Here is a 12,585-nt window from a genome sequence, read left to right on the forward strand (position 1 = left end):
AACTTTTGAATAATTTGGTGTTGATTGTATTTTTTAGTGTGCTGCTAACTAGCTAAATTCTAGAAGTTATTTGGATTAGCTATCCAAATTTAACAGCTATTTGGATTAGCTATCCAAATTTAACAGCTATTTGGATTCATTAAACAGCTCACGTCCAATCAACATGCGGCGAATTTCTGAGGTTCCCGCACCAATTTCATATAACTTGGCATCACGTAATAAACGCCCTGTGGCATATTCATTGACGTAACCATTGCCACCTAGTAACTGAATCGCATCCAGTGACATTTTTGTGGCAAGCTCGGCGCTATATAAAATTGCGCCAGCAGCATCTTTACGGGTGGTTTCGCCGCGGTCACAAGATTTGGCCACGTTATAGATGTAGGATTTAGCAGCGTTCATGCCGGTGTACATATCGGCAAGCTTGCCTTGGACTAATTGGAATTGACCAATGGATTTACCAAATTGTTCCCGCTCGTGAATATAAGGCATGACAATATCCATACAGGCATTCATGATCCCTAACGGCCCACCTGATAACACCACGCGTTCGTAATCAAGGCCGCTCATCAGTACTTTTACGCCATTGTTAAGGCCGCCTAAGATATTTTCTTCAGGGACTTCACAATTCTCAAATACCAATTCACAGGTATTGGAGCCGCGCATGCCTAATTTATCGAGTTTTTGTGCGGTGCTGAATCCTTTAAAGGTTTTTTCAACAATAAATGCAGTGATGCCATGTGGGCCTTTGTCTGCATCAGTTTTGGCATAAATCACTAAGGTGTCAGCATCAGGACCATTGGTGATCCACATTTTGTTACCATTAAGAATGTAACGGTCGCCTTGTTTACGGGCGCTTAACTTCATTGACACCACGTCTGAGCCCGCATTAGGTTCACTCATGGCCAGTGCGCCGATATGTTCACCGCTAACTAATTTGGGTAAGTACTTGGCTTTTTGCTCAGCGCTGCCATTACGGTTAATTTGATTAACGCAAAGGTTTGAGTGTGCGCCGTAACTTAAGCCAATAGAAGCAGAGGCGCGGGAGATTTCTTCCATGGCGACGACATGGGCAAGGTAGCCCATATTCGCGCCGCCATACTCTTCAGGCACGGTGACGCCAAGGAGTCCCATCTCTCCTAGAACTGGCCACATGTGGTTAGGAAAAGCATTATCTTGATCAACTTGCGCCGCGATGGGCGCAATCTCGTTGCTGGCAAAATCATGTACGGCATCGCGAAGCATGTCCACGTCTTCGCCCAGGCCGAAATTAAGGCTTGTATAGAGTGATGTCATTGTCTTGTGTCCTGTTGAATATTAGCTATTTGCGCCGTGAAACTATCTTGTTCCTTAGGCTTATAATTTTTATATTGTTGCTGTTATTATTCAGTTAAACGGATCTTTTGCTGTCGATGATGAGTCGCTATTTAACACTTTCCTCTAGGGCTGACTTACATTGCTGCTCAGCAGAGTTCAGTTCCATAAGTACCACCTTGATATCGTCCATTTGCTGCTGCAAAGAAGCTTTTTTCTCTTCTACTAAATCGAGCATTGTTTGTAGTTGAGAAGTACTGCTTTTATCTGCATCGTAAAGCTCAAACAAACGACGGGTTTCCGCTAACGAAAAACCTAAACGTTTACCTCGTAATATCAGTTTTAAGCGCACACGATCTTTTAAACTATAGATACGTGTTTGACCGCGGCGCTTAGGTTTTATTAAGCCTTGGTCTTCATAAAACCGAATACTACGTGTGGTGATATCAAATTCCTTTGATAAATCACTAATTGAATAAGTGGATTGTGGGTTTAAATTTGCGCTCATCGTTTCACCAAAAGTACGTCTTTTGATGCAAGATATATGAAGTTTACGTAAAGGTAAAGTTTGTCGCCAGTTGCCAAGGCTGTTTTTGTTAAAAAACAATGTAAATACAGCTTGCCAAGGCCTAGGGATTACCGCGCGCAAGAATGGCGCAGTGACAGAATAGTGAATTCAATATTGTAGCAAAGACGCCATTAATTAGGTTAATAATTAATGGTGATTTTTAGTGCTAACTTATAATTATCATTAAGTTAGCATCATAACACTGAAGTTTTTATTTATGTGTTATTGCTGAGATTTCTATATCCCTTGGTCTAATGGGGAAACTTTTTTAACCACGCCATAATGAAGTTAATTCAATATTACTCACGGTAAGTTATTTAAAGGTATGACTTAGCGTGAAAGGTCAATCGTTCAGTGGGGAGTAGCTTATGGCTGGTTTAGGGATTGAAATGCATCAAGATTCTTTACAGGATAAACAAGGGTTTTGGGGAAAGGCTGCCAAGGCCATTACCTGGGATAAGCTGTTTGATAGTGTGTTAGATGAGGCTAATGCGCCATTTTATCAATGGTTTGCTGGTGGCGAAATGAATACCTGCTATAACGCTGTTGACCGTCATGTGTTAGCTGGCCACGGTGATCGCATTGCCATTGAATACATAAGTCCTGTAACCCAAAATCAGTACAGTATTAGTTATCAAGAATTACTATCCCAAGTGAGCCGGTTAGCCGGTTACATGCAATCCATTGGCATTGAAAAGGGCGATAGAGTGGTCATTTATATGCCGATGGTGCCAGAAACCGCCTATGCCATGCTGGCCTGTGCCCGCATAGGCGCCATTCACTCTGTGGTGTTTGGCGGCTTTGCAGCCAATGAATTAGCCACCCGGATTAATGATGCTAAACCGAAACTTATTTTATCGGCATCTTGTGGTATTGAGCCGTCAGGCGTGGTGAAGTACAAACCGCTATTAGATGATGCCTTAGCTCAAGCGTCTCACCAAGTTGACCATTGCGTTATTCTCAATCGACCTCAATATACTGCAGACTTACAAAGCCCAAGGGACGTTGACTGGCAAAGTGCTGTGAGCCATGCATCGTCAGTGGATTGCGTCGCCGTTGAAGCGACCCATCCGCTGTATGTGCTTTATACCTCAGGTACAACAGGCCAACCCAAAGGCGTGGTGAGAGATAATGGTGGCCATGGGGTGGCGCTAATCTGGTCTATGAAGCACATATATAATATCGGCGCTGGCGATGTGTTTTGGGCTGCATCAGATGTGGGCTGGGTTGTGGGTCATTCTTATATTGTTTACGGGCCATTATTAGTTGGCGCAACAACATTGATGTATGAAGGTAAGCCCATTGGTACCCCCGATGCGGGGGCTTTTTGGCGGATCATCGAACAATATAATGTAAAAAGCTTTTTTACCGCGCCGACGGCCATTCGAGCCATTAAACGCGAAGATCCTGACGGAGCATTAGTTAAAGGTGTTGATTTATCGTGTTTAGGGCAAGTATTTCTTGCGGGTGAACGCTGCGATCCCGACACGCTCAATTGGGCCCAAGATAAATTGGCCAAACCTGTTATCGATCACTGGTGGCAAACTGAAACCGGTTGGCCAGTTGCGGCGAATTTGATGGGGATAGATCCTATCGAGATTAAAGCGGGATCGCCCGCAAGACCAGTACCCGGTTATCAGGTCGAAGTACTCGATGCCATGGGCGAGCAAGTTAGCGCCAATGAAAGTGGTAATGTGGTGATTAAACTGCCGTTGCCACCGGGTAACTTAACCACCTTATGGAACAACGATAAACGCTATGTGGAGAGCTATTTATCTATGTATCAAGGTTATTATTTAACGGGCGATGCGGGCTATATTGATGAAGATGGCTACCTGTATATTATGAGCCGCATAGATGACATTATTAACGTTGCTGGGCACCGATTATCTACTGGGCGCTTTGAAGAGGTATTGTGCCAACATTCAGCGGTTGCAGAAGCGGCGGTTATTGGGGTGCAAGATAAACTCAAAGGTCAGGTACCGTTAGGGCTAGTGGTACTTAAAAATGGCGTCGAGTTATCTGATGAAGTTTTATATCAAGAGTTACTAGCATTGGTGAGACATGAAATTGGCCCAGTGGCGTCTTTTCGATTAGTCAGCGCGGTGCAAAAACTGCCTAAAACCCGCTCGGGTAAAATCTTGCGCGCCACCATGCGTAAGATTGCTGACAATAACGAATATACTATGCCTGCCACTATTGAAGATCCGATGACGCTAGATATTATTCGCACGGCATTAACTAAGATGGGCTATGCTGATGCGTTGGCCAAGGAACTCACGGTTTAGTTTGTGTGTCATGTTAACAAACGAGCCTGATGGCTCGTTTTTTTATGGATAACGCCTTTTTATCGAATATAAAGATATTAAGGACTAAATTTGGTCTAAACTGAGAGTTAAGTGCTGATTTATAGTGTTATTTAATCAAACTGAGATGTTTTTTATTTTATAATCGGCAAGGGTATTCTATCTATCGTTAAACTAGATGTATTCTCGAATTCAGTTACTCGTGGCTGAAATTGAGAAAGATGACTGTTAACCAGTAAATATGACAAAGGTTTGATCAAGTTTTATGAACAACATTAAAGAACTGCCAGAAAAGATTAATACTAAAACCAGCAGACTATTTTGGTTAACCATTTTTACTGGTGGTATTTACCCGATAATTTGGTTATTTGCTAAGTATCCCAAAATGGATGCAATTACATCAATTCGCACCGCTGATGACGACTTTATTATCGCTATCGCGGTTTGCTTTGGCTTTGGTGGTGTGCTGTCACACAGTGCAATGGGGTTATTGAGTGGAGTAGGTAGTTTGTTACTTTTTGGCGCTTTCTTCTTGTACGTGTTTTGGTCATTTAGGGCCCGTTCTGCATTACAAGACTATGCCCATGTGAATTTTGGAATTGATTTCAAAATGAACAAGTTTTTCACCGTGGTATTTAATATTTTCTATATCAATTATTGCATTAATCGATTACCTGAAGAGCAGCAAAAAGGCCACCCAGCCTATGGCAAAGGCAGTATTAACATTACAGAGATTAAGTGAAGTAACAAGCTGATAAGGCCTTAAGGATAGATACAAAAAAGCAGACTATTTTTAATCAAATAGTCTGCTTTTTATGAATAAGTTTACTGAAAAACCTTGTGGTTATTATTTTTGATGCAACGGCATCAAATTATTTATTGAACTCAGTAATAGCCTTTGCATTGTTTGCTCACCTAAATGTTGTGAGCATTGCTCGGCGTTTATGTCGCTGGTGTTTATTTTTCAAATAGACAGGCTTCATCGCTGCCATTGGCGCCCTGAGTAAGCAGTTGTGCAATTTTATGTTTAACGCAATCAGTTAACTTGCGCTCTGATTTTCGGGTTTGCATATACAGGTTCATATTAGGCTTATTACGCATCAGTTCGGCGCGCTCTGTTTTCGGTATCATTTGCGCCCTAATTGCTTCATTTTGAGTTAAGTGATCAACCGCGCCTTGTGATACCACTAACGTGATGGCATCAGTGCCAACGAGGAAGTCACTAATTTCATTGAGATTATTGGTTTTGGCTGCAACGTCGAGCTCGCGTTTACGGCTATCGGCAAACTGTTTCAGTGGTGTTGCTTCAATGTCACTATTAAAGTGTAACACTTCGGTCAAAATAACCGGGTAGTTCAGCACTCTATCAAGAATAGGTTTGTATATCTCATTCCAAATTGGGTGATCATCTCTTGCGACAATGAAGGTATCTCGCACTTCACATATTTTCTGATTTTGAATCCCTACATGGCTAGATGCTTGGCAACTTATCACCACATCACATTGGCTATTTAGCAGCATTTCTTCATCATTGGGACCATTGTCTTGCAGTACCGCTGATTTCACACAGGCGCTCATGCAACTACATTGATAGAGATTTCTTAGTAGGCCATTGGTGAAGCCCGATGGAGCATGGATAACAACTTTGTTATCAAGTTTGTCATTACTTTTATCAATTTCTTGGGCTAAGTCGAGGTGGTTTATCTCGATTTTTTTAATGATGGGGTAGAGCCGTTGTGCTTTATCGCTAATTTCAAGACCGGCTACTTTTTTGACAAATAAGGGGTCATCAAATGCATCTCGCAAGCGTGATAAACAGCGGCTTATCTTTGATTGAGGAACATTAAAAGCTTCAGCAGTGAGCTTGCCACTTTTAAATTCATATAGCCTTAAAAATACTAATAATGTCATGTAATCAAGATGCTGAAGCTTGTCTTGAGTGGTCGCGTTAATCATTGATTAGTTTCCGTAGCTGATGTGAATTTTTTGAATATACCAATTTCGGGGTATAGGTTGCAGGTTAATTGTAGTATTTATTAACCTAATCACATTTTTTAATGGAATTTATTCAAGAAGTGTTAATTGGCAGAGGGGTAAAATCTAATTTTAAATCATTAGCTTAATTGGTTAAAACTGGTGGATTTAGAGAAAGTACACTTTACCTATACAATTTAGGATTGCTGGTTAAGTGAACAGGTTTAATGATTGATATGTGTTTTTAATGCCAGTAAAAGGAAATGCAAAATAACTTTTACTCGGATAAACAAAGCATCACTTCCTTATCTAAAGTTAAAAATCTAGATTAAGGTGTTGTCTTATATGAATAATTTTTTTCAGAGTCTTGTTGGTGATCTAATATGCCGCTTTTGGCAAAAGTGTATGCACGTATTATGACTGTAATTTAGTTACACAAATCAGTATAATCACCGTCCAAATGGATTCGCTATACGCGATTAATCTCTGCGACCTTTGGAAAATAATAAATGAATACCCTACCATTCAGTTCAGACATCGGCGTTATTGGCCTTGGTGTTATGGGCAAGAATCTCGCGTTAAACATCGTTGATAATGGCTACCAGGTTGCTGCTTTTGATTTAGATACTGTCAAAGTTAATGCTGCCATTAATCAAGAACAAGCGGAAAGAAAAGCCAATTCAGCCCCCCGAATGCTGGCTTGTAATAATCTTACCGAAATGCTGTCATCTCTAACTAAGCCACGTGTTATTGTGCTGTCAGTTCCTGCTGGTGGACCTGTTGATGGAGTGTGTAAATCATTAATTGAAGCGGGCATTGAGTCAGATGACATTGTCGTTGATACCGGTAATAGTTTATGGACTGATACTGTAGAACGTGAAGCACGTTATAAAGGTCAGTTTGTTTTCTTTAGCTCTGCAGTCTCTGGCGGTGAAGTTGGCGCTCGATTTGGCCCTTCTTTAATGCCTAGTGGCGATAAAGCTGCATGGCAGTATGTAGCACCTGTCTGGAATGCCATAGCAGCTAAAGTCGATCCTGCTACAGGTTTACCCATTGAACGTTTTGAGCCTGGTAACCCAGTTGTTGAAGGCGAGCCTTGTACAACATACATAGGTCCTGCCGGTTCTGGTCACTATGTGAAAATGGTACATAACGGCATTGAATATGCGGACATGCAGTTAATTTGCGAAGCATTTCAATTGCTTCATGACGGATTAGGCTTAAGTGCCCATGAAATTGGTGATATTTTCAATGGCTGGAATAATGGCAGCTTGAATAGCTATCTGATGGGGATAAGTGCAGAAGTATTGCAGCAAGACGATCCACTAACAGGCAAGCCATTAGTTGAGATGATCCTTGATAAAGCGGGTCAAAAAGGCACAGGCCTTTGGACTGCGGTAAGCAGTTTACAAATTGGTTGCCCTGCGCCTACGATTGCCGAAGCTGTTTATGCCCGCGCGGTAAGTACTCAAAAAGATTTACGAGTACAGCTTAACAGCAAACTTGCTGGCCCTGCGGTTGTAACCCTTTCTGATGCAGAAAAAGCAGCATTTATTGCTAACTTAGAAGATGCACTATATTGCGCCAAAGTGTGCTGCTATGCACAAGGGTTCCAGCTAATGGCAATGGCCGCGAAAGAGCAAAACTGGACTTTAGATTTTGCTGAAATAGCCAAAATTTGGCGTGCAGGCTGTATTATTCGTGCCACTTTCTTGCAAGAAATTACCAAGGCTTACCAAGATAATGCTGAGCTGCCGAACTTATTAATGGCTGATACCTTCAGTGCTAGCTTATCGGCTAAACATATGAATTGGCGTAAAACGGTTGCCGCATCAGTGATGCAAGGCACGCCAGCGCCATGTATTAGCTCGGCAATTGCTTATTATGATAGTTACCGATGTGAAACTTTGCCTGCTAACTTACTTCAAGGTCAGCGCGATTTCTTTGGTGCTCATACGTTTGAACGCACTGACAAGCCAGCGGGTGAAAAGTATCATTTAGATTGGAGTGCTAAAGCGCGCACCTTATCTAAAGTTTAAATTGCAAAAGCAGTTTAAGACTTATTGTAAATCAATAGATTAAAAAAGGGCTTCTACTAAATAGTAGAAGCCCTTTTTATTGGTGATATTTTATTATTGCGGCAAACTAAACACTAAACCTATGCTAAATAACAAGCTAAAAATCATTGTGAGTTTTGCGGTTCTGCCTAGAATTGGATTGAGTGCTTCACCACTGGTGTTACTGAACTCGCCACTTAACTGACGGGCATAAACGATGGAAAGCCCGGCGAGTAAAACCGGTAAACCAGCAAGGTAGCCCATCAGAAAACCGCCAATGATGAGCCCAAAGGGTAAATACACTAAGGCTTGATAAAGCACTCTTGCCTGAGCTTGGCCGATACGAACCGCTAAGGTGTTTTTGCCAGCTTTGGTATCTGTTTGGATATCACGGGTATTATTGACGAGCATAATCGCGGCATTGAACATACCAATGGCGCTGCCAAGTAACCAAGCGCTGATACTGGTTTCCCCAGCCTGTAAGTAATAACTACCTACTACGGCCACTAGTCCAAAAAAAACAAATGCGGCGATTTCACCTAAACCGTGAGAAGCTAATGGATACGGGCCGCCACTGTAACAGACGGCACCTAATAATGAGGCTACAGCTAAAATAGCGATAGGCCAACCACCGTGTAAAATCAGTGCTGAGCCGACGATAAGTGCGAGAATAAGACACAAAATCATCGCATTTCGAACACTGTTGGGAGATATCATGCCACTTTGGGTAACTCGAACTGGACCAACACGCTCATCGGTATCAATACCGTTTTTGTAGTCAAAATAATCGTTGGCTAGGTTTACGGCTATTTGCAATAAAATAGCACACAACATCGAGATACAAGCAATTGTAAAACTAAAAAGTTCTAAATGTAGTGCTAAAATATTACCAATTAATAATGGACCAATCGCAGCCGGTAAAGTACGTGGTCTAATAGCTAAAATCCAAGATTGCATATAATTAAGGCTTCAGGGTGTTGATTTAAATTAGAATGGACTAATAGCATAGCAATTTTTTGAGATTTTGTACGGGGTTATGATCTCGCAAATGATGAAAAAGTTATGCTATTTTTTCTTCTAGGTAGATTTAATTTTATATGTGACTCAATTTACGATTAAATTTTCCAGTAACCAAGGTTATTAAGTTAACCTATGATATTAGTGATAAGTAAATAAACTGCTAGGAATATTATGAGCCAAGTATTAAATGACCTTTTGTCTTTGTTGTCTCTAGAGCGAATTGAATTAGGGCTGTTTCGCGGTCAAAGCCAAGACTTGGGTTTTGGTCATGTTTTTGGTGGCCAGGTGATGGGGCAAGCGCTGAGCGCTGCTAAGCAAACCGTCAGTGAAGATCGCCATGTGCACTCTTTACATTCTTACTTTTTACGAGCCGGTGATGAAAAGTTACCGATTGTCTATGATGTTGAAAATATGCGTGATGGCGGCAGCTTCAGTGCAAGACGCGTAAAAGCGATTCAGAAGGGTAGGCCAATTTTTTATATGACCTGTTCTTTTCAAGCTCCAGAGGAAGGCTTTGAACATCAAGCTGAAATGCCTAATGTCCCCGGGCCTGAAGGCATACTTAATCAGCAAGAACTTGCTGTGAGTATGCGAGATAAGATCCCAGCAAGAATACTTGAAAAGTTTATGACTGACTCACCGATTGAGATGCGTTTAGTTAACCCTTCGCACCCCATCGCGCCTGATTCCACTGAGCCCAAACGATATATCTGGATGCGTGCCAGTGGTAAAATCCCAACGGATCATAATGTACAAGAATATTTATTGGCTTATGCCTCTGATTTTAATTTTTTAGTCACCGCAGCTCAGCCTCATGGGGTTTCATTTTTAACGCCTGGCGTTAGGATGGCGACTATTGATCATGCGATGTGGTTCCATAGACCGTTTAACTTTTCTGATTGGTTGCTTTACAGTGTTGAAAGCAGCAATGCTAGCGGTGGTCGCGGTTTTGTAAAGGGGCAGTTTTTTGACCAACAAGGCCGTTTAGTTGCATCAGCAACCCAAGAAGGCCTACTTAGAATGACAAAAGGATAATTTATGAAATTTTCATTTAAAATGGCGATATTTTCGTTATTAACATTAATGCTAAGTGCTTGTGTCACCGTTCAACCTGAGCCACCAGTGGTTATTAATGGCTATGCGGGCTACTTAGAAAAAATAGCCTTGCCTCAAGGCTGTAAAATCAATATTGCCATTATTGACTTTAATACCCCAGGTTCAATCATTTCACAAAAGACCTTCGATATTGCCAGAGCTCCAGTGCCGTTTAAGTTTACTTTACCTGCTGAAGGTATTGATGATGCGGTGGATTATGGGGTGGTGGCAATGATTACCTACAATGAGCAGGTAATTTTTCAAACCTATGAAAAGTTTCAAGTCATCCACAACGACAAGTTCACCACTGAAGTTGTGATGAAAAAAGTCCCTCATTAGTTTTCGTTAGGTTTAACTCACTCAACCTATAAATATAATGCCCTAAGAATCATTTTAGGGCATAAGTCACATCTTAATATTTCCGCCATTGCTTATGTTGGTTTTCGGGTAATAATCAAATTCTTCATCAATTTTTATTTAAGGCTTAAGTTGTGCCTGAATTGTCTGCATCTACAAGGACTAAAACCTGTCGGCCAAAATCTGAAATACGCTTAATTTGGGCTTTGTGCTTAGCATCTGTCGTGGTTTATATAAACCTATATGCCATGCAGGGGATGTTGCCATCCATTGCTGAACACTTTGAGGTTTCAGGTGCTAGAGCTACATTGATTCTATCTTTTACCAGTTTTTCACTGGCATTTTCATTACTGTTGTATGCGGTTATTTCCGATAGAGTCGGGCGGTTAATGCCGATCATGGTGAGTATGTGGTTACTCGCAGCCTCTAATATCTTACTGATTTTTGTACAAGACTTTGACTCTTTGTTGATGGTGAGGTTACTGCAAGGGGTTTTGTTAGCTGCCGTACCAGCCATTGCGATGGCTTATTTTAAAGAGCAACTGCCAGCGAGCTTTATGCTAAAAGCTGCAGGTATTTACATTATGTCCAATAGTCTTGGTGGTATTGGTGGACGCCTGATGGGTGGGTTATTGTCACAATACTTTGATTGGCAGTCAGCAATGATGGTGAATTTTTTGGTGACCTTAACGGGTATCGCCTTGGTGACTTATCTATTACCTCGATGTGAGCAAAAAAATGCCCCACAATTAGATAAGCAAAGTACCTTTTTGAAGATAAAACAAGATATTGGCGGCTTTGTTTATCACTTAACGGATCATCAAATGCGCTTAGTGTATGTCATTGGTGGCATAGCGTTTATGATGATGGTAAACCAGTTTAGTTTTATTCAATTACACCTCATGGCTGAGCCGTATGGGTTTAGTCGTTTCGGTGCGACATTAATTTTCTTATGCTATCTCAGTGGCACTTTTACTTCGTACTTATCTGCAAAGTGGGTGGTTAAATTTGGGGTGGAATTTTTATATCGCGGCGCATTAGTTGTGATGTTCTTGGGTACTTTACTGACCTTAGTTGATAATTTATTTGCTATCGTTATAGGCTTTTTATTAACAGCAAGTGGATTCTTTTTAACCCATAGCTGTTGTAACTCATTTGTGGCCATCAGGGCGTCCTCTCACAGGGCTAAAGCAACATCACTATACCTTTGTAGTTATTATCTCGGCGCAGCTCTTGGAGGGCCTTACTTGATGATGTTTTGGGTTCAAGCTGAATGGCAAGGTGTTGTTGTGGGTTCAGTTGGCTTATTGGTATTACTGTCGCTGGCTATATTCAGGTTGTCGCATTATCAAAGCCTAAGTAAAGCTGCTGTATAATGTCAGTCCTCTTGGGAAAATAATTTCGTCATTGTTTATAGAAGAAGCCTTAATGGCTTCTTTTTTTGTCTCAAATTTACAGTTAAATAAGACTTTATAAGCACAGAGTTGAATAGCGATTTAGTTAATGAATTTAATAAAGTCACTAATTGATGAATTGAATAGCAGGTTGTGAGTAGGCAGTGCTTAGTATTGGTTTGAATCGTTCTAGTTTGAAAGCTCTCTAAGGCGGATTTGAAGTTATCAATTGGAGGATTTTATAGTGTTTTCGCTTGGTTGCTGTAATTGGTGTGATCGAGTATATCCGTAATAGGATATATGATGGATAAGAGCTGTTTGAATTAGGTTACAGATATCGATGAGATATTAGCGATGAGTTCTTTTGGGAAATTTACTCATATTCGTCATTGGAGCTTTTTTAACACGCTACCAACTCGCCTAATTTTAGGCACAAAAAAACCACATTTAAGTGGTTTATGTTCTTTTAGAAAAAAGAAGGTGGTATCCCCTAGGGGATT

At 41.1% G+C, this 12,585-nt stretch carries 10 protein-coding genes; 6 read left to right on the forward strand and 4 right to left on the reverse strand.

From position 1 onward, the window contains the following. Positions 1 to 126 precede the first annotated feature (126 nt). Together BCU94_RS16590 and BCU94_RS16595 are read right to left on the reverse strand one after the other, a co-directional pair. The gene (locus tag BCU94_RS16590; RefSeq protein ID WP_102477009.1) at positions 127 to 1,296 is read right to left on the reverse strand and encodes an isovaleryl-CoA dehydrogenase; all 1,170 of its coding nucleotides are present in this window, start codon (positions 1,294 to 1,296) and stop codon (positions 127 to 129) included. 127 nt (positions 1,297 to 1,423) lie between these two features. Next, positions 1,424 to 1,822, reverse strand: coding sequence for a MerR family DNA-binding transcriptional regulator (locus BCU94_RS16595; protein WP_102436306.1), 399 nt, complete (start codon positions 1,820 to 1,822; stop codon positions 1,424 to 1,426). Between the two features lie 428 nt (positions 1,823 to 2,250). On the opposite strand from BCU94_RS16595, the gene BCU94_RS16600 reads away from it, so the two are divergent. Continuing rightward, a complete protein-coding gene (locus BCU94_RS16600; RefSeq protein ID WP_102436308.1) occupies positions 2,251 to 4,170 on the forward strand; it encodes a propionyl-CoA synthetase in 1,920 nt (639 codons plus the stop codon). A 283-nt stretch (positions 4,171 to 4,453) separates the two neighbouring features. Then, the gene (locus tag BCU94_RS16605; RefSeq protein WP_102477010.1) at positions 4,454 to 4,930 is read left to right on the forward strand and encodes a hypothetical protein; all 477 of its coding nucleotides are present in this window, start codon (positions 4,454 to 4,456) and stop codon (positions 4,928 to 4,930) included. Between the two features lie 215 nt (positions 4,931 to 5,145). Here the strand turns inward: BCU94_RS16605 and BCU94_RS16610 are convergent, their stop codons facing one another. Beyond that, positions 5,146 to 6,144: a LysR family transcriptional regulator gene (locus tag BCU94_RS16610; protein WP_102477011.1), complete on the reverse strand. Its 999-nt coding sequence runs from the start codon at positions 6,142 to 6,144 to the stop codon at positions 5,146 to 5,148. 527 nt (positions 6,145 to 6,671) lie between these two features. On the opposite strand from BCU94_RS16610, the gene gndA reads away from it, so the two are divergent. Next, on the forward strand, positions 6,672 to 8,201 hold the full coding sequence (gndA, locus tag BCU94_RS16615; RefSeq protein WP_102477012.1) for an NADP-dependent phosphogluconate dehydrogenase: 1,530 nt from the start codon (positions 6,672 to 6,674) through the stop codon (positions 8,199 to 8,201). A 93-nt stretch (positions 8,202 to 8,294) separates the two neighbouring features. Here gndA and BCU94_RS16620 read toward each other — a convergent pair whose 3' ends face one another. Next, positions 8,295 to 9,176, reverse strand: coding sequence for a 1,4-dihydroxy-2-naphthoate polyprenyltransferase (locus tag BCU94_RS16620; RefSeq protein ID WP_102439476.1), 882 nt, complete (start codon positions 9,174 to 9,176; stop codon positions 8,295 to 8,297). Positions 9,177 to 9,410: 234 nt separating this feature from the next. Between BCU94_RS16620 and tesB the strand changes: the two genes are divergently transcribed. The 3 genes from tesB (at position 9,411) to BCU94_RS16635 (ending at position 12,067) form a co-directional block, all read left to right on the forward strand. Then, on the forward strand, positions 9,411 to 10,274 hold the full coding sequence (gene tesB, locus BCU94_RS16625) for an acyl-CoA thioesterase II (protein WP_102477013.1): 864 nt from the start codon (positions 9,411 to 9,413) through the stop codon (positions 10,272 to 10,274). A 3-nt stretch (positions 10,275 to 10,277) separates the two neighbouring features. Beyond that, a complete protein-coding gene (locus BCU94_RS16630) occupies positions 10,278 to 10,673 on the forward strand; it encodes a YbaY family lipoprotein (protein ID WP_076540422.1) in 396 nt (131 codons plus the stop codon). 161 nt (positions 10,674 to 10,834) lie between these two features. Next, positions 10,835 to 12,067, forward strand: a complete 1,233-nt coding sequence (locus tag BCU94_RS16635) for an MFS transporter (protein ID WP_241901100.1) — start codon at positions 10,835 to 10,837, stop codon at positions 12,065 to 12,067. The last annotated feature ends 518 nt before the right edge of the window (positions 12,068 to 12,585 follow it).

It is taken from the genome of Shewanella sp. 10N.286.52.C2, from assembly GCF_002874545.1.
In the GTDB taxonomy this organism is placed as follows: domain Bacteria; phylum Pseudomonadota; class Gammaproteobacteria; order Enterobacterales; family Shewanellaceae; genus Shewanella.